This is a genomic window from Aquimarina macrocephali JAMB N27 (assembly GCF_000520995.1).
In the GTDB taxonomy this organism is placed as follows: domain Bacteria; phylum Bacteroidota; class Bacteroidia; order Flavobacteriales; family Flavobacteriaceae; genus Aquimarina; species Aquimarina macrocephali.
Map to the genome: position 1 here is coordinate 1 of NZ_JACA01000045.1, position 23,880 is coordinate 23,880.

Sequence of the window (23,880 nt, forward strand, 5' to 3'; positions counted from 1 at the left end):
CAAATACCGTTTTTATACAGAACCGAAATAATTTTGCTTCCAAAACCAGGAAGAATACGATAACTATTCTCACGTCTAATGATATCAAGCATACCAATGCAGATGATGTCATGGGGTTTGCTCAAAACAATGATTTATTTTATTTGTCAGGAATAGATCAGGAAGAAACAATATTGGTATTATACCCAGATGCTTATAAGCCAGAAAACAGAGAAATTTTGTTCATAAAAGAAACTAATGAACATATTAAGATCTGGGATGGTGAAAAATTAACTAAAGAAGAAGCGTATCAGATTTCTGGGATAAAACGTATAGAATGGCTACACGATTTTGAAAAAATACTTCAATTAATGGCCTTCGAAGCAGATGGTTTTTATTTAGGACACAACGAGCACATAAAGCGAATTACATATAACAAACAAACACAACAGGATCGAATGATTAACTGGTGTAAAGAAAAATATCCTTTGCATCAGTATCATCGAGCCGCCAAAATTACAAGAGCTTTACGTCCTGTTAAATCAAATGAAGAGGTAACACTAATACAAAAAGCTGGAGATATTAGTATCGAAGGTTTTTATAGGGTGCTCAAAACAGTAAAACCAAACTGCAAAGAGTATGAATTAGAAGCAGAATTAACGTATGCACTCCTTAAAAATGGAGGAACAAGACATGCTTTTAAACCTATTGTAGCTTCAGGAAAAAATGCTTGTGCATTACATTATAATACCAATGATAATACTTGCCAGGATGGTGATATGATACTGCTGGATTTTGGAGTTTGCTATGGTAATTATAATAGTGATACAACACGTTGTATTCCTGTAAATGGTAAATTTTCAGATCGACAAAAAGAAGTATATTCTGCGGTTCTTTATTGTTTAAAAAAAGGAAGTAAGTTACTTAAGCCGGGAGTTATCCCAGCAGATTATGAAAAACAAATGGCCAGTTTAGTCGAAGAGCAACTTATCAAAATCGGATTACTTGATGCTTCTGAAATTGCTACTCAAAACCCGGATAAACCTTTGTATAAAAAGTATTTTATGCATGGTACAGCACATCATCTTGGATTAGATGTTCACGATGTAGGTTTGTACTCCAGGGCCTTAGAATCAGGGATGGTACTTACTTGCGAGCCCGGCATCTATATTCCTGAAGAAGGAATAGGTTGTCGCCTCGAGAATGATTACCTCATTACAGAAACCGGAAACATAAATCTCACACAAGCTATGCCTATAGAAATTGAAGAAATTGAAAAGTTGATGACGGTATAGTATTAATTACAAAATTATAAATTATGAATGCATTAGGAATAGGCGGTTCTACTATCGAAAAAGAATTAAATGCTATACAGCCAAAAGCTCATCTTGCCAAACCCATTCAAAAAGAAGAATTTCAAGCCAGAATACATAAAGCTTGTAATCTTATGAAAAAGCAGGAAATTCCTGTAGTATATCTGCATGCAGGAACAAATCTATTTTACTTTACAGGAATGCGATGGAATCCGAGTGAGCGAATGGTCGGAGCATTACTATTTCCTGATGGTGAAGTGCATTATATAGGTCCTAAGTTTGAAGAAGGAACTATTTTGGATTTCATGTCAATAAAAGGCCCTGTTCATTGCTGGGAAGAACATGAAAGTCCATATACCTTATTTGTGAATATCCTTAAAAAGAAAAATATTAGTGGTAAGGATGTGGCTATGGATGAAGCAACACCCTTTTTTATTATTGATGGAATCCTAAAAGAACAATCCATTTATCATCTGATTAATGCAAAACCGATTACAGCAGGTTGTAGAATGATAAAATCTGAAGCAGAAATTGCCATCATGCAAACTGCTATGGATATTACTATGGAAGTGCAAAAAGCTGCAGCAAGAATATTGAAACCTGGAATTAGTGCTAAAGAAGTTACTGGTTTTATTAATGAAGCTCATAAACGATACGGTATTCCTTCGGGATCATACTTTTGTATCGTATTATTTGGTGTAGATTCCTCTTTCCCCCATGGCGTAAAAACACCAAAAAACCTTGAGCAAAACGAAGTAGTACTTGTAGATACAGGATGTGTCTTGCATGATTATATTTCAGATATTACCCGAACATATGTGTATGGTGAAATCAATGAGTTACAGCGTAAGATATGGAATCTTGAGAAAGAAACTCAACTCTCTGCGTTTGCTGCTGCTCAATTAGGAAAACCATGTTCTGTAATAGATGATGCTTCAAGAAAAACATTAGAAGCCAAAGGTCTTGGTCCTGATTATAAATTACCGGGATTGCCTCACCGCACCGGCCACGGAATCGGATTAGATATCCATGAATGGCCATATATAGCGAGACATGAAGAGGCGATTCTTACATCTGGAATGTGTTTTAGTAATGAACCTATGATTTGCGTACCCGATGAGTTTGGTATTAGATTAGAAGATCATATCTATATGACCGACGAAGGACCAAAATGGTTTACGCAACCTGCGCATTCAATTGAAGATCCTTTTGGTTTATCTCTGTAAACAGATACAGGACAAACAAAACTATCCCAAAGTATTATCGATGATACTTTGGGATAGTTTTGTTTGTTACCTAAAAATGAATCCGTTTTTCATAGGATCATCGGGATCAATCATAAAAGTATGCATTCCTGTAATGTGCGCTGTTCCTTCAACCTGTGGTATTACCGCTTTATAGGGGCCGTACTCTTCTTCAGAAATAACAGAACCCTTAAATACAGAATCTGTGATACTTTCTATAGTCATCGTATCTCCATACTGTATTTCATTTCTCATTTTGTGTATTGCCATTCTACCAGAAACCCCTGATCCCGTAGGACACCGATCGACTTCTCCTTCAGCAAAAATGCATACATTTCTACTGTCAATATTTTCTTTTGTAGAATCTCCAATAAAAATGGTACCGTATAAAAAACTAAGATCTTCTTCGTAAGGATGTAAAATATTAGAATCTTGCTCCATTACGGCATATTTTATATCCATTCCTTTGGCAATTAGCATTCTATATGAATTTGAAGTCAAATCAAAATCAAAGTTGTTTTTAGCCATATCTACATATGCATAAAAAGCGCCTCCGTATGCTAGATCATAAATTACTTCTCCTATACCGTCTACCTTTACTTTTCTATCCAATCCAACTACAAAACTGGGAACGCAATGAAAACGAACTCCGGTCACTTTTCCATTTTTTACTTGTGCATAAGAAATGATTCGACCACAAGGAGCATCAATTTTTATGGTATTATCTCCTTCATTATAATCTATCCAGTTCATCTCTACAGCCAATGTAGAAATCGCAATAATAGCATGACCGCACATGGTGCTATATCCTTCATTGTGTATAAACATGATACCAAAATCCCCATCATCATCATTAGGCGGTAGTAAGATACATCCATACATATCGGCATGACCGCGAGGTTCAAACATAAGTGAGGTACGTAAATGATCATAATGCTCTTTACAATATCTTCTGTATTCTAATACCGAATTTCCTTTCAGTTCGGGAAAACCATCAACAATAACCCTAAGGGGTTCTCCTCCTGTATGCATATCTATTGTTTTGATTTGCAACCAATCTTCTTTTGGCTTGAAATCGATATTTCTTAGGATATTTTGATAAGTTTTACTCATGTGTATATTTATTATAGTAATAAGTAGCTGCTGCTAAATCTTCGAGGGCATGTCCTACAGATTTAAAAATAGTTATTTCACTATCACTGGTTCTTCCTTGTTTAGCCTTAGAGCAGAGTTCGAATAAATCGGCTCCGATATCACCTTCTTTTAGAATACCTTCTTTAAGAGGAATAACAATATCTCCACTTTCTTTAAGTCCTCCCTGAAAAGTATCCACAAAGACAGTCGCTTTTTTTATACTTTCATTATCAGCTTCACGCATATCTTTTTTGTAAGCTCCAACCAAATCTACATGCTGCCCGGTTTTTAAGTATTTACCCAAAACCAAAGGAGTTTTAGATAATGTTGCGCAGGATATAATATCTACTTCAGAAATTTTTTCTTCTATTGTATGTATGGCATGAATTTCAAAATCTTCTCCTTCTAATTCAGTTGATATTTTTTTAGCTTTTTCATAATTCCTCCCCCAGATATAAACTGTTTTAATGGGTCTTACGCTAGCATGCGCTTTAATTAGGTTAGTAGAGAGTGCTCCTGTTCCAATCATTAATAAGGAAGAAGCATCAGTTTTAGATAAATACGATGATGCCAGGGCAGATGCCGAAGCTGTTCGTTTTACGGTCAAACTTTTTGCTTCCATTATAGCTTTTATGGTACCCTTGATGGCGTCCATATATAAATATGTACCTTGGATCGAAGGTAGATCAAACTGACCGTTTTCTGGACTTACCGTTACAACCTTAACTCCTGCCTCTTTACCAGGATTCCAGGCTGGCATCAATAGTAAAGTAGAGTCTTCCTGAACCGCTGGATTTGGAAAATCATGATGATGGCGCATGGGCACCAGAATAGAATTTGACGCAAATTTGTCTTTTAATTCGGCAATTAGCTCATTAAAATTAGTGTTGTTTTCAATAAAATCGGTACTGACCTGAACAATTGTATCCATAGATTATAAATGTAAACAAATCCCAATTCGTAATGACATACTAACTCAAATGTTATTAAAATGATATTATTCTTAGGTAATATAGTATCACTAAGTCAATACTCTTTTAGGCTATCTTTAAAATATTAAAAACTATTCATTTTATGAATCGAGCTAAGTATATAGTATTACTACTTCTTGTTAGTCTTTCTCTTTTTTCTTGTAAAAGTTCATTGCCACCTGCTACCGAGATATCCTTTGAACAAAAATTAAAGAATGTATTCCCTACTGCAGAGATAAGTGAAATAAAGGTGAATGATCATTTTACAGAATCGTATCGGTTGATATTAAAACAGCCATTAGATCATAATAATCCAGATGCAGGAACTTTTGATCATTATGTATATGTATCACATTCTGATTATTCGCAACCCACAGTATTAGTTACGGAAGGATATTCTGCAAAACACCAAACATATGAATTGAGCACCTTGCTAAAAGCAAACCAGGTTATGGTAGAATATCGATTTTATGGAAAATCAAGGCCTAATCCAATTCCATGGGAGTACCTGACCAATGATCAGGCAATTCAGGATTATCATCTTCTGGTTATGAAGCTAAAAAAAATATACACTAACAAATGGATTTCTACAGGAATAAGTAAAGGAGGGGAGACGGTATTGATTTATAAATCACAGTACCCAAAAGATATGGATGTTGCTGTTTCTTATGTTGCTCCTTTGATCAATACTCGTGAAGATCCAAGAACACAACAACATATTAATACTGTTGGAACCAAAGAGTGCAGAACTAAGATCACTAATTTTCAACGATTATTGTTAACTCGAAGAGAGGCTCTTTTGAAGGAAATTGATCAGCATTCCAGAAAAAAGAAAATGAGTTTTACAAAAGTATCACCAGAGGAGGCTCTTGAATATGCAGTATTAGAATTTCCTTTTTCATTTTGGCAATGGGGAGGAAAGTGTGATGAAATTCCTGATGGGCATGCCGACGCTGCCACCTTGTTTACCTATCTTAATAAAGTGGTAGGAATCGGCTTCTATAATGATAAAACATATCATGATTTATTACCTTCTTATTATCAACATATGGTAGAACTTGGATATTATGGATTTGATAGTGCTCCTGTACAGGATTTAATTAGAGTAGTAAAACAGCCAACTAATATGAGATTTGCTCCAAAAAATATTCCTATGACTTATGATCAAAATTATATTAAAAAAGTTAGAGATTATGTAGAGAATAAAGGCGATCATATCATTTATATTTATGGAGAATATGACCCGTGGGGAGCTTGTTCACCTAGCCCAAAACCTCATGTAAATGCTTTAAAAATGGTATTTCCTATGGGGAGTCATAGTACTAGAATTAAAAATTTCTCAAAAGAAGATCAGAGAAAAATCTATGAGAAGTTACAAGCATGGTTGTCAAAAGGTAACTAAGCTATTTTTGCAACAAATTTTAAGCCTGTAATATATTTTATACTACAGGCTTAAAATTAATAACTGATGATGGATTTAATACATTTTTAAAATCTGAAATTCAAAGCTCTATTTTCCTCCGCCTGGTAAATTTGTCTTAAGATAATGGGTTAGTGTTTCTCGTAAATGTCTAGAGGTGTTTTTTCCTTCATATATACCATGAGATCGATTAGGATACGATACCATAGAGAATATTTTATTATGACGAATAAGCTCATTAGCCAGTACTTCTATACTTTGATAATGAACATTATCATCTCCTGTCCCGTGTATCAATAATAAATCTCCTTTAAGATTTTTGGCAAAATTAACCGGAGATCCTTTTTTATAACTTTCGGGCATGAGTTGTGGGATTCCCGAGTATCGTTCCTGGTAGATATTGTCATATAATCTTTGATCGGATACCGGAGCTACTGCCATTCCCATTTTATAAATTTCGGGATACCTAAATAAAGCGTTAAGGGTCATAGAACCACCACCGCTCCATCCCCAGATACCAATGCGATCTGGATCTACAAAATCAAACATTTCAATGATTTTTTTTGTTCCTTGAGCTTGATCTGAAGAGGAAAGAACACCAATTTGTCCATACACACATTTTCTCCATTCTCTTCCTTTAGGACCAGGAGTGCCTCGGTTATCAATACTCATTACAATATATCCTTGCTGGGATAGCATCGTATGCCATAAATAGTTACTTCCGCCCCAGGAATCTAATACAGTTTGAGACCAAGGTTCGCCGTATACATGAAATAACACAGGGTATTTTTTTGATGGATCAAACCCTATAGGTTTGATCATATAGGCATCTAGTGATGTGCCATCATCTAATGAGATCTTAAAAAACTCTTGTGGATTGTGATCTATAGCTGCTATTTGTTTTTTCAGTTTTTGGTTAGAGACCAAAGTTTTAATCACTTTGTGATCGGGTAAAGAAATAATATCTGTAGTAGGAGGAAGGCCAGATTTAGAATAGGTATGCTGAGCAAATTTTCCGTTTGGAGCAATACGATATCGATGCGTTCCCGGTTGATCTTTTGGCGATAATCTTTCTGCTTTTCCTTTTTTATTAAGCTTAGTTCTATACAGATATCTTTGTGTAGCATTTTCTGGACTTGCCATATAGTATAACCATCCGTTTTTTTCGTCGATTAATTCAATATTAATCATATCTGAATCGGTAGGAGATACTTGGGTTTCATTACCATCTTTAACAAGATAAAGAGCTTTCCATCCACTTTTTTCACTTACCCAGGTAAATGTACTGGCATCGTCTAGATATTTAAAATCATCTACTGCTTCTAACCAGGCAGTCTCTTTATCTTCATAAATTATCTGAGTATTCCCATCCAGAGCATTGCAGAGTGTTACTTTATTATGATTTTGTGCTCTGTTGAGGTGTTGCAGAAGCAATGATTTAGAATCTGGTTTCCAAATCATCCTGGGAATATATTGGTTGCTGGCATCTCCTGATAGTTTCATCCAGGTTGTGGATCCTCCAGATGCATTAACTACCCCGACTTTTGCTTCAGACGGTTTTTCTCCTGCTTTAGGATATTGTACTGGTATGGTATACGAATAGATAGAATCTGTAGTATTGATCATAAGAAAATTCTTAATCTTACTGGCATTGATTCTCCAGTATGCAATCTTACTACCATCGGGACTCCACTTAAAACCATCTCTACATGAGAACTCTTCTTCATATGCCCAATCAAAAGTTCCGTTAATGATCTTATCTGTTCCGTCTGTTGTTAATGCAGTGATATTTCCATCGGTTAGTGATTCGATATAAATATTGTGCTCTCTTACATATCCTACCTTATTTCCATCTGGTGAAAACTTGGCAAACATAAGCGAAGATGATTTTGCCTTTGCACCGCCCAGTTTGGTCAGTTTTTTTGTTTTTAAGTGTAATACCCAATAATCTCCTTTGGTGTTATATCTCCATACTCTCGAAGAGTTTGTGAATAATAAGACTTTACTTTTATCGGTAGACCAGATATAATTCTCTATAGATAATGGAGTGTTTTTTCCCTCAGGAATCATCCATTTAGCTGGGATTAAAATACTTTGCTCTCCTGTTTTGGTATCTGTTTTAATAATATCATAATACCCTTTGTTTTCTGAAGAAGTTACCAAAGTAGTATATGAGTCTCCTCCTTCGAACCATTTTAAGGTTTTTGATCGCTCTAAAGAAAAAGTATTACTACTGAAGATTTGTTCTAGTGAAAGTTTTGATTGTTGAGCAGATATGATGCTTACATTCAGTATAACAAGGAATATGCAGCAAACCTTTTTGATCGTATTATAATGTATCATTAACCGGAAGTTTAATTTTAAAGAGATATCTAATTTGGTGATTTCTCAAAGATATAGTGATATCTAATTGATTTGATACAATAAGTTAGCTAAATGTGATACTATATTACCTTTTTTGATGCTTTTTTGTTAAAAAATATGAGAAAATAATACTCTGTTTTTGATTCAACTTAACTTCAGCATATAAGAATCCTTTTAAAAAATCACTTTGGCTTAGCTTAAGTCAAAAGGATAAGTACTACGTGTTACTGTAGCTTTTTTAAAAGTTTTTCTATTAGAGATACGATACTCTAAAATAGATTAAGATGATGCAACAACGATCTGTTGTTTCTTTAATTCCTCTTCGTTTAAGTCTCGTGTCAACCAACCACTTCTACCAGCTGTAGCTATTGCATATGGTGTAATCCAAAATAAAGTAAAGGCATAAAAAACACTATATGGATATGCCCAAAAACACTCTGATATAGTATGCTTTCTGGCATAAAATAAAGCTTGTATACTCGAAAAAACTAATATGCTTACCAATGTAGAACTAAAGAATAATAATGGATATGTACCTATGAAAAATAACATTAACAGCATAGCTGGATATGCAGCTATCATTTTTAACCATTGGTTTAAGAGTAGTACTCTGGTACCAATTTTAGTCCCTTTTCTAAAATTTGTAAAGGCAAATTTACTCATAGCAATATTCTCTCGAATGTTACTTCTCTCCCAGCGGATAAACATTTTAGATAGGTTTTTGTAGCGCTCTGGAGTGTTGGTATAAACGTATGCTTCACGTTGAAAAAATACTTTATACCCTTGCTTCAAAATCATATTAGTCATAGCACGATCCTCACCAATTTTCGAAACTTCTCCCATAAAAGTTTGATTAATCCAGTCTTGAAGACAATTGAAGACTGCCTCTCTGCGATAAGCAGATAAAGCGCCTGGTGTGCATAATACCGAACCTAATCTACTTTGTGCAGAACGTATAAATTCGAAACTAAAGGCGAAACTTACATTTAGCATACGTGGAATTACAGCTTTTTCTCTGTTCAATACGCGTACATTTCCGGCTACAGCTCCACACTCTTTATTTACAACAAAAGGACTTGCCATAAGACGCAACGTATCTTTTTTAACTATAGAATCACTATCAACAGTTATGAATACTTCTCCTGTGGCTAAATTGAATCCACGGTATAATGCATGCCTTTTTCCTTTGTTTTTGGGTTGTTGGTATATTGAAACACGATCGCCTAATACTTCTTTAGCTTTTTGCATCCATTGCCAGGTATTATCCTGACTTCCATCATCAATAGAAATTAACTGTAATTTTTCTTTCGGATAATCACTTTCGGCAAGACTAATTAAAGTTTTATAAACCAATTCTCCTTCATTATAAGCGGGTACTATAACTGTACACGAGGGTAATTTTTCATACGATACTGGTTTAATGGCCTTGTAACGTAGATATAAAAACAGCAAATAAATTAAAAAACTAATCTTAACCGTAAGTAGCATGATACCAGTGATCATCAAGGGGATTCCCCAGGCAGTATTCATTCTTTCTAAATACACTTTTTCAAAATAAGGTTGTAGAAAGTAAAATAAGGATACACCACCAAATATCAATAGAAATGTTGCTATTAGAATGAGAGGTGATGATACATTTGAAATAAATTTTTCTAGAAGATTAGGGGATTTATTTATAGATATTGATGTTTCCAAAGATTCGCAAGATGTTGATTGCTTCATGAATGTTTCCTTAAATTACTCGTGAGAGAAAACAACATTGATGCCATTTTGGATAGGGTTTGAATAACAAGTGTTTAGGCGGTTGTTCTAGTTTTTTGGATGTGGAAATCTTACACACTTGTGTGTATTTATACGTCATTATTGCATAAAATTAAATGTGATATGTGTGCTTTTATCAGCAAAAAGGCATCAGATATCTTGTCCTGAAAAAAGTTTACAAGTTTTTATTTAATCCTAGAATAGGTTTGTACTTTATGAGGAAGAAACGCAAGTATTACAAAAAAATGAGAAGGGATTGAATAAAACTATAATAAATGAATCAGAATTATGGGATTTTTTATATTTTCATGATTGAGTAGAAATTTATAGAAAAAAATTAAAAAACTAAAGTTCAATAAACAAATGAGAAACCTAATTATAGTATTTATTCTTTTAATATCCTTATGTGGTTATAGCCAAGAGCGAAAGACACAGGTAAATGTATCTAAATTTTACAGAGAAGGTGACTTATCGTTCTTACATATAGAGAAAGAAAAATACATTATAATGCAGATGACTCATTTTGAAAATGAAAAAAGTAATGAAAAAGAAATGATACTAAACGGAGTAGAGTATCGATTAAAGAAGGTATTTAAAATTAAAAACCTGAATTCAACTTCAACTATTCATTCATTAGAGTACTGGTCTAGTTTAAATAATGACATTATACTAATGGATAAGTAGAAAGTATATTTGTTTGAATTTAAAAAAATAATGAAACAATAATTACTTTCCAATTTACTTTTCGGTTAAAAAAGAAACCTCTTTAAAAAAAGAGGCTTCAGGTGTTTCTGTGGAGTCTGAGAGGGCTGTAGCGATTAGTAAATGTCCTGAGGGCATTTGCAGCGAAAGAGCCAGCTGATGCATTGGCCGAATCCCCCGGATACACAAAAACCTGCTGTTTGGCAGGTTTGTAGTGGAGTCGGAGGTAACACTTTTGTGAAATTTAACTATTGCTTGATCATATCTATTTTAGTTTTAAAACTTAATTTATTCAATAATATCAGGGTGTTTGAGGTTGTGTGTTCGTTTTGATGAGTTGCATAGTATTGTGTTAGATTGTAATTGACCGTACAAAAATAACTATATTTGTACGGCAATTTGTTTTTAGTATTATGGCAACAGTTAATTTTCTATATCGTTCAATTAAGGAAAATGCACCTTTGAATATTCGTTTGTTATTTAGACATGATAAAATGGATTATTCATTGGGAGCTAAAACAAAACTGTTTGTATATACTATTGAAGAATTAAATGCTAATGATAAAGTAAGCAACAAACGTTTTTGGAAGGAAAGGTTTAAGAAATCTAAAGATATTGGCTTTCAGAATAAACAGGCTGAAATCAATTTTGAGTTAAATAGAATTACTAACCATGTATTGGATACTTTTAATAAGGCGAATATAAATTCTGTCATAGAAGATTCTAAGTGGTTATATAATTGTTTGGAGTCTTACTATAATCCTAATAAGGATATTGAAATACCAACTGATTTATTAAGTTTTATAGATTACTATATCCAGAAGAAAGGAAAAGGTGGTAATACAGCTTCAGTAAAAAAATATCGAGTAATAAAGAATAAACTTAAACGCTTCGAAGATTATAGGAAGAAACAAATTCTCATAGCCGATATTGACGAGGATTTTAAAGACGGGTTTGAAAAGTATTATATAGATCAACAATATTCAAGAAACACAATCCATCGTGAATTTGTATTCGTCAAAACATTTTGTTTTCATGCTAGATATTTAGGGCTAAAAACACATCATCATCTAGATAGCTTAAAGTTTGATCGTGAAGAAGTAAAACATATTTACTTATCATTCGATGAGATTAAGAAAATTAAAGAAGTTGAATTGCCACATGAATATTTAGAAAATGCAAGGGATTGGCTGCTGATAAGCTGTTATTTAGGTCAACGTATAAGTGATTTTATGAATTTTTCTAGTACGCTTATAAGAAACGAGAACGATAAGTATTTACTAGAATTTAGGCAGGTGAAAACTAAGAAATTGATGACGATTCCTGTTTCTAAGGAAGTTAGAGAGATATTAAGTAAAAGAGATGGAGAATTTCCAAGAGCCATTTCTGATCAAAAATATAATGACTATATAAAAGAAGTAGCTAGAATTGCTGGATTAAATGAAATATGTGAAGGCAAAAAAAGAATTAATGTTACTCCTGATAAAAAGAAAGGAAGTTTTAGGGATGTTATTGGAAAATACGAAAAATGGGAACTTATTACATCACATATAGGTAGACGTTCTTTTGCAACTAATTATTATGGAAAAGTACCTACCACGTATTTGATAAATATTACTGGACACTCAACGGAATCTATGTTTTTAAATTACATCAAGAAAAGTAATAAGGATATAGCTTTAGATGCCTACAAATATTTTAATTAAAACTTTAATGATGTTATTGTTACATATCAACGAAAAAGATAAGATAGTTGCTCTTAATGTGCTTAAAGAAGAACTTAATGATCTTGATTTGATTAATTCAAATCAAGTAACTGATGTTCTAGTAGGTAACTTGAAAACTGCGTGTAGGCTTATTGAAGATGCAATTGAAGATGCTAACCATTTCGCTAAATATCAGAAAGACTTAAGGCAACAAAGAAAACAGTTGCTAATTGGTCAGATTAGACAATTAAATGCGATTAAAGAGCAGTATGAAGCAAAACTTATTGAGTTAAGTTTCGAGAGAAACGAAATAGAGGAAACTAATTTTAAAGCAGCATTTGATTTTCGATTAGATAAATCCGATGAGAATGAAATAATAGTTTATTCTAATAGGGATAAATTGGAACAAGAAATAATTTCGGCTATAGAAAATAATAAAACTACTAAGAAAATCTATCATGAAAATAATCTTAGAGACTTTTTCATGGACACAGTTAGTGATGATAAAATATTAAAGCTTCAAAATGAATTTAAAAATGAGACAGGTAAACAAATGGCTATCGTAATACATTTCTTAGTTAAATTCGAGTTAATAAGGTTTGATAATAGTGATCGAAAACGAACAAGTAGGAAACACTTTGTTAGTTGTTTTACAGAAAAGGAATACAAAGAGATTAATTCAATTGGAAATCATTTAGACATTGATGAGGGTTTAAAACGTATTACTTCAGACGACAAACAATACATTCGTATTAAAAAACAACTAGATAAAATTGTTAGTAGTTGTTAGGCAATTTCTAACAATTGATTTAGAGTTAATTATATTTTAATTCTCTTTTTATTTGCAACACTAAAATTAAATAATGCAATATGAAAAGAGCACAACTAATAGATTTAACTCCCGAGCAACTAATTGAAATTTTTGATTCAACTATTGCAAAACGTTTAGATGTTTTAAAGAAAGAGTTACTTCACGAAAATGCTAATGATGAAATTCTAACCAGAGAAGAAGTTTGTAAAATTCTATCGATTGATCCTAGCACTTTGTGGCACTGGCAGAAGAAAAACAAGATTAGGGTTTATGGAATTTCTGGTTCTAGACGCTATTATAAACGAAGTGAAATAATTGCAGCTTTAAAACTTCTTAAGAGTTAGTCTATTATGAAAATAAAACTTAAAAGAAGTGCAATGCTACCTTCTTTTCCTTATGAAGTCTTTCCTGAGAAAATCCAGAATATAGTACTAGAAACAAACAAGCATTTATCATTTCCAATTGATTTTATTAGCTCAGCTATACTCTATGCGATTTCAATATCTATAGGTAATACACATAAAATTCAAATAAAAAAGGGTTGGTTGGAAAGTGCTGTTTTATATATAGCTATTGTAGGTAAAGCAGGAACAAATAAAAGTCACCCCTTAAGTTTTGCCTTAAATCCAATTCACAAAAAGAACGAAGAATATTTTAAGGAATACAATAAACAACTTAAGGAACATATTAGAATTTCTTCCTTGTCAAAAAAAGATAGAGAAAAGGAAGGTTTAAAAGTTCCTAAGCATCCATCTCTTGAAAAATTAATAATAAGTGATTATACACCAGAAGCATTGGCCAAAGTGTTAAATACCAATATTAGAGGTGTTGGCGTATATTTAGATGAACTGGCTAGTTGGTTCAAAAATTTTAATAGGTATAACAATGGTAGTGAAATGGAATTTTGGCTTAGTGCATGGAGTTGTAAACCAATAAATATTGACAGAAAGACCGGGGAACCAATATTAATACCAAATCCTTTTTTGTCTGTTTGTGGTACTATTCAGAATGATCTATTAGATGATCTCGCAAAAGATGGTAGAATGTCAAATGGATTCATAGAAAGAATTTTGTTCGTTATTCCTGAAAATATCAAAAAGCCTTATTGGACAGAAACAGAAATTGAAGATCAGATTTTTAATTCTTGGGAGACTGTAATTAATAAAATTTTGAATATAGAGATTGATACTAATACAGATGATTCATTAAACCCAAAAATTGTTAGGCTTTCGAAAGGAGCGAAAAAGATCATTTTCAAATGGCAAAGAAAAAATGCAGACAAATGTAATGCTAATGAGAATGAAACAGTCAGTGGTATTTATAGTAAAATGGAGATGTATGCTCCTAGAATTGCTTTAATACTTCAAATAATGTATTGGGCATGTAATAATGATTCTAGAGATGAAATTAATAAGAAAACCATGAAAAATGCTTTGAGAGTAGTTGAGTATTTTACAGCCCATGCTTTAAATGTTTCAGAAAAAATTAGAACAAAAACTCCAGTAGACAAGTTGCCTTTAGATAAAAAGGTTCTCTATAAAAATTTACCAAATGAGTTTAGAACAGGAGAAGGGCTTGTAATTTCAGAGAAACATAGAATTCCTGAGAGAACTTTTAAAGATTTTTTGAAAAAAGAAAATTTATTCAGAAGAATCAAACAGGGTCACTACAAAAAGAACTATAAATAAACCTTGCATTTTCTGCACTATCTGCATTTATAAAACAAAGTGTGCATAAAGTGCAACAAATGCAACTAAAAAAAACAAAGAAATGAAAATTAAAATATTAGATAGTAGTAGTACTCGAAATTTTGAAAAATCTATTAATAAATACCTTAAAAAGGGATGGAAAATAAGAGGGAATGTTTTTAAAGGCTTTGATTGTTTAAATGTTGTTTTGTACAAAAGATAACAACAAAAAGTGATTCTTATTTTTATTTTTTAACTATAAAATGGTTTTTCGTAACATTTGTATAACAAAAAACATAACAAGATTTAAATCCGTGTAAAGTGTTTGCTAAACGCAGGACGTAACATATTGTATAAAGAAAAAAAAGTCGTCGGAGTACCTTTTTTTATTTGAAGGTTACCTCCTCTTTATTAGCTTCATAATAATAATGTTATTGACTCGAGAGGAGGTTATAGTTTTTAAATAGTATTTTTAAAATTGTTAAAAGGGTAGGTGGAGTATTGTTATTGGTTAACTCGCATTTTGTTATATACCTCTTCTAATTTTTGGAATTTAAGCTTGTCGAAACTTTTATTTGGTAACCAGATGCCATTTTCAAGATTGAATAAAATCGAAAAATCATTACTATTTAGATATTCTTTTAATATTGACTTAGCTCTTGTTCTATCAATTTTTAAAGTTTTCTGGTGTTTTTTGTAGTACTTCCTCTTGTTTTCGAAATCCAATGGAAGAGAAGTTATCGTCAATTCATTTAAGTTCGTTTGAGCAAATGTTTGAAAAGCAACATAAACGATATCTCTTTTTACAATTTCCTCTTTTGCATTTTCTAAATCATTCTTTGAAATAGGTTTAGAGACTTGTATGTGTATATTTGATTTTTCTTCTGAGATAAACTTTAGAGAACCATTTTCTTCATAGAAATCGCCAGAGTCTTCGAGCATTTCTCGTATGGTCTCATATTGAGGCAAAGTTTTAGCCTCTGTTTCGGATTTAGTTTCAGATTTACAACTTAGTAATAGAGTAAAAGCAGCAACTGAAAGAATGAAAGTTGTTTTATTTATTAGGTTAAGTATTGAATTTTTAGTCATTGGTTTATCTTTTTTTATTTTAGCAAATATATAAAAAAGGTTGTAAGTAACCCATTGTATTCAATTCGTTGAATAAAACTAATTGATTGCAACTTTGATATATGTCAAAGCGTGAACGGAAAAAAGAGATACCTGTCTTTAGTATCGAATTAGGGCAGCATATCAGAGCTCTAAGAATCAGGAATGATTTAAGTATTGAGGAAATAGCTTTTAAAGCTGGAATTGATGCCCAAAACCTTAGAAAATACGAACTAGGGAAACAAGAAATGAAAGTTTCTATGATGAAGAGAATAGCAGATGCGTTTGGAATTACTCCTTCAGAACTACTATTATTTGATGAGTAGTGATTGAATAACTATTCTAAATCAGATTTAGTTAATTCAGTATTTCCGTATAGTACAAAACTATCTTTGTTGCCAATTAATTCCATAGCAACTAGAATTTCATCTTTACTTTCCAGTTCAAGGATTTTCTCATCAAAACGTTTTAGCATGCTGTCAAATGATTGTTTAATTGTGTTTTCAGAATTAAAAAAATCCTTTAAACAGTAATTCTCACATTCAATATAATCATTATAAAATTCTTCATAAGTAGCAAAAGTGTCATCTGCAAAACCAACATAGCTAAAACAATCATTTTTTATAAGTAATTTTCCTAATTCAATGGCAGTACTACAAGCAGTAGAATAAAATAAAGTCTTTTTAAAATGAGCTAAGCTATTACAGTCTACATATACATTATTTTCTGTAAGTAGATGTGATTCATCTCCATGAGAAAGCCCTACAAATCCAAAGGGTTCTTCTGTAAATGAATTAATCTCACCTAAAACATAGTCTTCAGTACAGTTTAAGCCTCTTATAGGTCTAACTGTAATGCCATTATTCGTAGAAAAATTTACGGATATGTCATTAAAACTTAGTTCGAAATAATCACCTAAATCTAAGTCATTATCATCATACGCAACAATTAAATTAATCATCCATTTTTAATTTTTGACGACTAAATAATTCAACTGCTAATTTCAGTAGGTTTTTCTCAAAAGAAATACCAACATCTGTTTGTTTACGAATACTGTCTAGTAAATCATTCATTGTGTAAGAACGACCTTCTTTAGTTTTTAAAATTACTTGCTCTCGCTTTTCGGGAGGATGTCTAACAATCCAATCCTCTATAACTGCATCAACTCTAACGTCTAGTATTTGGACTGCCTCATCAATAAGCTCGATTATTTGCGAGTAATCAGCAGAAAAGCTTTCTAACTTAAATAAATCTTTATTTATTAGTTTTTTTAAAATGTTCCCATCTATTTCTGATATTTTACTGACGGTTACTAGTATAACATATACTAGAGATGTTTGTTCTCTTATCTTTTCAAAAACTTCAATACCATCTATTTCTTTCCCATCATGAAAATTTCTATCGAGTAGCACAACCATCTTCTTACCAAGATTATCTAACACATAATCTAAGCCTTGTTGTGAGTGCCTAAATAATATAACATTTGATTCTCCGTACTTAATTCTAAGACTTACTAAGATCGGCGAAGTGTTATTTTCTTCGTCAAATATGTCATCATGTATGACTACAATTTTAGTTGGAACTATCTGATTCATTTTTATTTATTGTTAAATGGGATAGTAATCTTAAATGTTGCTCCAGTAGGTTGGAATTCATTTTCTATTACTTCAATTTTTCCATTGAGTGCAAGGATTTGTTTTTCTACTATATATAGTCCAACACCAGCACCTCCTTGTTCAGCTGTTCTAGTGTTATAAAGACCGAATATCCATTCTTTGTCATCCATATCTAAGCCATAGCCATTATCTGAAAAATAAATAACAAAACTGTCGGTGTTAAGAAATCCAGTACACTTGATTTTCTTGTTAGTAGAATCTTTTAATGCTTTAATTGAGTTAGATACTAAATTTTGGAAAATGTCTTGAAAAGCATCTTTGTTAGTCTCTATTACAAAGTCTCCCTTAATATCGACTTCTAATTCGATACCTTCTTTTTTAAATACTGCTCTATACTGTTTTTCCAGTAACTCAGTTATTAATTCTGAAACATTAAATTCCGCGTAGTTTTCAGGATTTACATTTGCGAATCCTAACATGAAATCTGTAACAGATAAGAGTGTTTCCATCTCATTATATATTAAAACAGCATACTGTTTAAAAAATTTCTCTAAATCTTTGTTAGGGTAGTTTAATTTAAAAAATTCCCCTAGATGTTTCACCTTAGCAATTGAAGTCCTAACAGCATGTGTTATTAGCGAGGCAAATTCTTGCATTGAAACGATTCGATATAGTATTTTTTCTTTTCGCTCAACTTCTTTTTGAAATTTCTTTTGTTCAGAAATCCCTTTACTTATTGCTTGATGTAAACCTTTAGCCTGCTCCTTAAGGCGGTTTATATTTTCCTTAGCTTTAGGACTACTTTTTTCAATTACTTTTTCAATCTTCTGTAACTCCCGTTCAAAGGTTTTAACATCTGTACTTGCATCAATTAATTTATTCTCAACAACACTTCTTTTTGTAATTCTCTCATGCTTTTTTAACTCCTCAAAAGCCGTTAGCTGTAAGATGATAAATTCTTTTAAACTTCGGTAGTCTTCATTATCAATAAAATTCTGCCTATTAGTAGCATCTATTATCAAAGGGTTGTCTGCTTTCGTAATATCTAATACTCCAATTACCTCTCTTGTGCCGACTGTGTCAAACGCTCCACTATAACGTCTTTTATCTAATCCCAGAATATCCCTCTTTTTATCAAGGTCTTGTTCATATTCCGCGAATGGAGTTGTAATAATACCATCTCTATATATTTTTATACCATCGATTCGAGTATCATCGTTTTTGTAAGCTGCTCTATATTTTCTTTTAGCTCCCTCATTAAAATGGTATATTCTTAATTTAATAGGTCCAAATATTTGTTTTGGAAGCTTCTTTTTTTCAATTTCCCCAGTAGTAGAATTAAATTCTAAAGATTCTTGAAAACCTTTATCTGGATCGTATTTTATTTCAGCATAATGTGAATAATATTTTACAGGATCTGGTTTAACTGGTTTATTTGCGTAAGATGAAAACTCATTTGAATTAATTGTTATTTCAAATGGGGGATTTACAGGGTAAAAGGGAGAAACCAATTTAGATAGTTCTTTGTAGAGTCTTTCTAAGTCATTTGTAGACCATACATCAAATATATTTGAAATGATAATTTTCGTTCCTTTTTCCTCCTTTACTTTTGCTGGTTCGTATGAATACTTATTTTTTACATCAGTAAAAAGAGATAATTGTCCATCATTTGAACTTTTAGATAGTTCTTCATATTCATCCCAATTAATATTAACATATAACCAATTATCCTCTCCGGCTTGTTTAGTTTTTATTTTAACGCGTTCACCTAATTTGTCAACTGCAAATCGCCCTACTCCTTTTTCACCAACAAATTTTCTGTTATATGGCGGGTCAGAATATAATTGCATGCGTTTGCTATTGGTTCCAACTACCATCCATTTATCTCTAATATCTTCGAAAGACATTCCTGTACCATCATCACTAATTATAATTTGTCCATTGACAGGATCTGAAGCTATGTCAAAAAAAGAAACCTTGACATCTTCAGCATTAGCATCATAACAATTCTTTACTAATTCAAAAATAGCAGTAATTCTATCTGTAATTAATTCTCGTCCTAAAAGACGAAATGCATTTACATCAACTCTCCATTGTAATGATTGGTCGCTATCTGTATTATTAATTTGATTCAAGTTGTTTGATATGATTTTTTATACTTTTTGCAATAGCAACGCCAAGACCTACAGGAACAGCATTTCCTATTTGCCTTGCTATTACATTATTAGACATTTCTTTGTTTGGTTCAATAAATTTGTAATTACTAGGAAAACTTTGTATTAATGCAGCTTCTCTTAAAGTAATAGCTCTATCTTGTTCAGGATGACCGAACCTTCCGTTACTAAGACCGATACAATATGTTGTCATTGTAGGAGCAACATCATTCCACTTCATTCTTCCATACACACTTTTAAAATTTTTACCACTCTCTTTTTTATGACATTCAAGCCATAGACTTTCGTCCCAATCTTGCCAATTTCCTCCCTCTTTAGTAGCTTGTATGCGCTTCTTATTTAAATCAGTTAATTTTCTAGATTTATGAAGAGCATCACTTGGATGGGAGACTCCATCTTCAACAGGTGGTAAATGACCAATAGCCTGCTTAACGGTAACATAATTATTGTTCTTAATTGTCTTTTCTATAAGCTCAATTTTTCCGTGTTTTGAACCGAATAAAACCAATCGTTTTCTCCTTTGTGGAACGCCATAATCTTGAGCGTTAACTATTCCCCATGTTACAAAATAATTCTTCTTTTCTAATCTTTTTACAAAGTCTTTAAATACTTTACCGTCATTGAATTTTAGTAATTGAGGGACATTTTCCATAGATATAATCTCTGGTTCTATTTCATCTACTAAATCAGCAAAAGAATATAATAATTTCCATTTTTGGTCACTTGAAGTTCTTTCACTTTTTTTAACACCTTTACGGTTATATATTGAAAAAGGCTGGCATGGTGCACACCCAACTAATATTTTTCTTTTTCCATCGGTGTATTTTGAAATTAATTCTTTACTTGTAATACTAGTAATATCTTCATGGAAAAATTTAGAATTATTGTTTTTTTCAAAAGCATATTTACAAGTTTCATCAAAATCAATACCAGCATCAACTTTGAATTTTTCTTTAACAAATCCATGAGTTAAACCACCAACTCCACAGAATAAATCCACTACTGAAAAATCACTTACCTTCACTTTTTGTTTTTTATTCTTAAATTTATCTAAAACACCTACTGACAAATATATATATAATAGATGATTAATTAACAATTAAAAGGTAATTGTACATTAATCGTACATAAATACAAAACAAAAATCCGTAAAACTTTATAAATAAAGTAATTACGGATTTTTAATGTGGAGTCGGAGGGATTCGAACCCTCGTCCAAACAAGTAATACAATAGCTTTCTACACGTTTAGTTTTTGTTTAATTTTCGTCGATAGGAAAGACCAAAAACCGCCAACTTATCGCTTATTCTCAATTAAGTTTCGAAATTATATCAAGATCCTATAATTTCTAGGCCTATTTTTACGATACTCAAAACCAAACGCCATAAACCAAGGCTTTTGAAGAGTATCCTGCTTGTCTACCTTGTAGACCGAGGCATTATCCTACTAAAATTCAGATTATGCAGCTAGGGCGTAGTTATTCTCGCCGTTTAAAAAAGTGAAATATGATATTTACGAGCTATATCTCAGCGCTCGACGTGCTTACTACTTTATTAATCTCGCTGTCAAAACCAGTCGACCCCAGTAGTATTTTCCGAAATTTGATCATTATATTTCTTTTTAAAACAGAATCTGTTTTCAATTTGATCAAAAATACTTTCGGGCAGCAAATATAATCATAATTATCATATATTTACCCTCGTTTTTTAGTACAAAATTTATACCAATTCATATGACTAAGTTCGGTGTCATTAAAGAGCGAAAAAACCCGCCAGATCGTCGTGTAGTTTTTTCGCCAGATGGCCTAAAATCAGTAATGACCAAATTTCCTCAAGCTTCTTTTATTGTAGAACCTTCTAGTGTTAGAGTTTTTAATGACTCTGAATATGAAAAAGCTGGCTTTGCAGTTTCTGATGATTTATCAGATTGTGATGTGTTACTTGGTGTAAAAGAAGTACCTATTGCTGCTTTATTGCCTAATAAAAAGTATTTTTTCTTCTCTCATACAATCAAAAAGCAAACGTATAATAGAGATTTACTTAATGCTATCCTTAAAAATAATATAGAATTGTATGATCACGAAGTTATCGTTGGTCAGAGTGGTTTTAGATTAATTGGATTTGGGAGATATGCAGGGATCGTTGGGACATACAATGGGTTTAGAGCGTGGGGAATTAAGTATGATACTTTTGCCTTGCCTAAGGCCGAAACACTTAACGATCAAAAAGCGTTAGAGTCTGAATTATCTAAAATCAAACTACCAAATATAAAGATTGTACTTACAGGAAATGGAAAAGTAGGAAGCGGGGCCAAAGAAATTCTGGATGCCATGAATATTAGAGAAGTTTCTGTAAATGAATATTTGAATACTACATTTGATGAACCCGTTTATGTTCAAATCGATGTGTTGGATTATAATAAACGTAAAGATGGTCGTACTATAGATAAGGGTGATTTTTATACAAACCCACAAGAATATGAAGGAGATTTTATGCGATTTGCAAAAGTGAGTGATATGTATATTGCTGGTCACTTTTTTGGAGATGGGGCACCTTTTATTTTTACAAGAGAGGATGCAAAATCCGAAGATTTTAATATCAAATTAGTGGCAGATGTTTCGTGTGATATTGATGGGCCTGTTGCTAGTACAACTCGATCTTCTACAATTGCAGATCCGGTTTATGGATATGATCCACAGACCGAAACAGAGGTGGATTTTAAAGATCCAAAAGCAATAGGAGTTATGGCTGTTGATAATTTGCCCTGCGAATTGCCTAAAGATGCAAGCGAAGGATTTGGAGAAATGTTTTTAGAACATGTAATCCCTGCTTTTTTTAACGATGATAAAGATGGTATTCTCGAAAGAGCAAGAATGACCAAAGACGGAAAACTGACAGAAAGATATAGTTATCTTCAGGATTATGTAGAGGGTAAAGAATAATTTTAATAAATAGATCAATACAATATGACAACTCAAGAGCTGGTTGCCCAAATACATGCAAAACAATCATTTTTATGTATAGGATTAGATGTGGATTTAAATAAAATCCCTAAGCATTTATTGGATAAAGAAGACCCTATTTTTGAGTTTAATAAAGCAATTATAGACGCAACACACCATCTCGCTGTGGCCTATAAACCTAATACTGCTTTTTATGAAGCGTATGGTATTAAAGGATGGAAGTCTCTGGAAAAAACGATTATCTATTTAAATGCAAATTACCCCGAGATTTTTACGATTGCAGATGCCAAACGTGGTGATATTGGTAATACAAGTACAATGTATGCCAAAGCTTTTTTTGAAGACTTAGCGTTTGATTCGGTTACTATTGCTCCTTATATGGGTAAGGATTCTGTAGAACCATTTTTGGCATTCGAAAATAAACATACGATACTTCTTGCGCTAACCTCTAATCAGGGAGCTTTTGATTTTCAAACAAAAGATGTAGAAGGAAAAGAACTGTACAAGCAGGTATTAGAAGTTTCTAAATCATATAAGAACTCTGAAAACTTAATGTATGTGGTTGGAGCAACGAAAGCTGAGTTTATTGGACAAATTAGAAAAATTATACCGGATAGTTTTCTTTTGGTTCCTGGTGTAGGAGCACAAGGCGGAAATTTACAAGAAGTATGTAAATATGGATTGAATGATCAGGTAGGATTGTTAATCAACTCTTCAAGAGGTATTATATATGCTTCAGACGGAACCGATTATGCCGAAGCAGCAGCAAACAAAGCATTAGAACTTCAAAAGCAAATGGAAAATATCCTGAAATAAAAAAAAGGAACAAGAATAGTGTATACTCTTGTTCCTTTCCAAAAGGATAGAATTAACGCCAATTGGCGTTAAAAACGTGTTTTGCATACCCATAAAGTCCGTATGCAATAAAA

Annotated in this window: 20 protein-coding genes and 1 other RNA gene; 11 read left to right on the forward strand and 10 right to left on the reverse strand. The window is 32.3% G+C overall.

Translation table 11 applies throughout. The annotated features are described in order from the left end of the window. Positions 1-1,274: aminopeptidase P family protein (locus Z054_RS0121515; RefSeq protein WP_024772100.1), on the forward strand; the 1,274-nt coding region annotated here is incomplete at its 5' end. Between the two features lie 23 nt (positions 1,275-1,297). Then, entirely contained in the window at positions 1,298-2,518 is a 1,221-nt protein-coding gene (locus tag Z054_RS0121520; RefSeq protein WP_035093040.1) for a M24 family metallopeptidase, read from the forward strand. A 66-nt stretch (positions 2,519-2,584) separates the two neighbouring features. Here Z054_RS0121520 and Z054_RS0121525 read toward each other — a convergent pair whose 3' ends face one another. Next, positions 2,585-3,649 carry a proline racemase family protein gene (locus tag Z054_RS0121525; RefSeq protein ID WP_024772102.1) on the reverse strand — a complete coding sequence of 355 codons (1,065 nt, stop codon included), beginning with the start codon at positions 3,647-3,649 and terminating at the stop codon, positions 2,585-2,587. Next, complete coding sequence (gene lhpI, locus Z054_RS0121530) at positions 3,642-4,601, reverse strand: bifunctional Delta(1)-pyrroline-2-carboxylate/Delta(1)-piperideine-2-carboxylate reductase (RefSeq protein WP_024772103.1); 960 nt, start codon at positions 4,599-4,601, stop codon at positions 3,642-3,644. The genes Z054_RS0121525 and lhpI overlap by 8 nt, the downstream gene beginning before the upstream one ends. 143 nt (positions 4,602-4,744) lie before the next feature. On the opposite strand from lhpI, the gene Z054_RS0121535 reads away from it, so the two are divergent. Beyond that, positions 4,745-6,043: a S28 family serine protease gene (locus Z054_RS0121535; RefSeq protein WP_024772104.1), complete on the forward strand. Its 1,299-nt coding sequence runs from the start codon at positions 4,745-4,747 to the stop codon at positions 6,041-6,043. Positions 6,044-6,151: 108 nt separating this feature from the next. Here the strand turns inward: Z054_RS0121535 and Z054_RS0121540 are convergent, their stop codons facing one another. Continuing rightward, positions 6,152-8,404: a S9 family peptidase gene (locus Z054_RS0121540; protein ID WP_035093043.1), complete on the reverse strand. Its 2,253-nt coding sequence runs from the start codon at positions 8,402-8,404 to the stop codon at positions 6,152-6,154. Between the two features lie 300 nt (positions 8,405-8,704). Further along, a complete protein-coding gene (locus tag Z054_RS0121545) occupies positions 8,705-10,147 on the reverse strand; it encodes a glycosyltransferase (RefSeq protein WP_024772106.1) in 1,443 nt (480 codons plus the stop codon). A 402-nt stretch (positions 10,148-10,549) separates the two neighbouring features. Here Z054_RS0121545 and Z054_RS0121550 point away from each other — a divergent pair, with 402 nt between their 5' ends. The 5 genes from Z054_RS0121550 to Z054_RS0121580 all read left to right on the forward strand — a co-directional run bounded on the left by Z054_RS0121550 (position 10,550) and on the right by Z054_RS0121580 (position 15,093). Continuing rightward, positions 10,550-10,870: a hypothetical protein gene (locus Z054_RS0121550; protein ID WP_024772107.1), complete on the forward strand. Its 321-nt coding sequence runs from the start codon at positions 10,550-10,552 to the stop codon at positions 10,868-10,870. 431 nt (positions 10,871-11,301) lie between these two features. Further along, positions 11,302-12,594, forward strand: a complete 1,293-nt coding sequence (locus Z054_RS0121565) for a site-specific integrase (protein WP_024772108.1) — start codon at positions 11,302-11,304, stop codon at positions 12,592-12,594. Then, complete coding sequence (locus Z054_RS0121570) at positions 12,572-13,384, forward strand: hypothetical protein (protein WP_024772109.1); 813 nt, start codon at positions 12,572-12,574, stop codon at positions 13,382-13,384. The genes Z054_RS0121565 and Z054_RS0121570 overlap by 23 nt, the downstream gene beginning before the upstream one ends. Positions 13,385-13,464: 80 nt before the next feature. Beyond that, positions 13,465-13,749: a helix-turn-helix domain-containing protein gene (locus tag Z054_RS0121575; RefSeq protein WP_024772110.1), complete on the forward strand. Its 285-nt coding sequence runs from the start codon at positions 13,465-13,467 to the stop codon at positions 13,747-13,749. A 6-nt stretch (positions 13,750-13,755) separates the two neighbouring features. Continuing rightward, a complete protein-coding gene (locus Z054_RS0121580) occupies positions 13,756-15,093 on the forward strand; it encodes a YfjI family protein (RefSeq protein ID WP_024772111.1) in 1,338 nt (445 codons plus the stop codon). A gap of 504 nt (positions 15,094-15,597) precedes the next feature. Here the strand turns inward: Z054_RS0121580 and Z054_RS0121585 are convergent. Next, positions 15,598-16,182, reverse strand: a complete 585-nt coding sequence (locus Z054_RS0121585) for a hypothetical protein (protein ID WP_024772112.1) — start codon at positions 16,180-16,182, stop codon at positions 15,598-15,600. A gap of 101 nt (positions 16,183-16,283) precedes the next feature. Here Z054_RS0121585 and Z054_RS0121590 point away from each other — a divergent pair, with 101 nt between their 5' ends. Further along, positions 16,284-16,526: a helix-turn-helix domain-containing protein gene (locus Z054_RS0121590; protein ID WP_024772113.1), complete on the forward strand. Its 243-nt coding sequence runs from the start codon at positions 16,284-16,286 to the stop codon at positions 16,524-16,526. An 11-nt stretch (positions 16,527-16,537) separates the two neighbouring features. On the opposite strand, the gene Z054_RS0121595 is transcribed toward Z054_RS0121590, so the two are convergent. The 5 genes from Z054_RS0121595 to ssrA form a co-directional block, all read right to left on the reverse strand. After that, positions 16,538-17,161, reverse strand: a complete 624-nt coding sequence (locus Z054_RS0121595; RefSeq protein ID WP_024772114.1) for a hypothetical protein — start codon at positions 17,159-17,161, stop codon at positions 16,538-16,540. Continuing rightward, positions 17,154-17,795: a hypothetical protein gene (locus Z054_RS0121600; RefSeq protein WP_024772115.1), complete on the reverse strand. Its 642-nt coding sequence runs from the start codon at positions 17,793-17,795 to the stop codon at positions 17,154-17,156. Before Z054_RS0121600 ends, Z054_RS0121595 begins: the two co-directional genes overlap by 8 nt. A 2-nt stretch (positions 17,796-17,797) precedes the next feature. Beyond that, positions 17,798-19,951 (reverse strand): sensor histidine kinase, encoded by a 2,154-nt coding sequence (locus Z054_RS0121605; RefSeq protein ID WP_024772116.1) that lies wholly within the window; start codon positions 19,949-19,951, stop codon positions 17,798-17,800. Beyond that, positions 19,938-21,059, reverse strand: a complete 1,122-nt coding sequence (locus Z054_RS0121610; RefSeq protein ID WP_241461440.1) for a DNA cytosine methyltransferase — start codon at positions 21,057-21,059, stop codon at positions 19,938-19,940. The genes Z054_RS0121605 and Z054_RS0121610 overlap by 14 nt, the downstream gene beginning before the upstream one ends. A gap of 115 nt (positions 21,060-21,174) precedes the next feature. After that, positions 21,175-21,572, reverse strand: a transfer-messenger RNA (tmRNA) gene (gene ssrA / locus Z054_RS31105). 149 nt (positions 21,573-21,721) lie between these two features. On the opposite strand from ssrA, the gene Z054_RS0121615 reads away from it, so the two are divergent. Continuing rightward, positions 21,722-22,930, forward strand: a complete 1,209-nt coding sequence (locus Z054_RS0121615; protein ID WP_024772118.1) for an NAD(P)-dependent oxidoreductase — start codon at positions 21,722-21,724, stop codon at positions 22,928-22,930. A gap of 24 nt (positions 22,931-22,954) precedes the next feature. Beyond that, positions 22,955-23,767: an orotidine-5'-phosphate decarboxylase gene (pyrF, locus tag Z054_RS0121620; RefSeq protein WP_024772119.1), complete on the forward strand. Its 813-nt coding sequence runs from the start codon at positions 22,955-22,957 to the stop codon at positions 23,765-23,767. Positions 23,768-23,880: the final 113 nt, after the last annotated feature.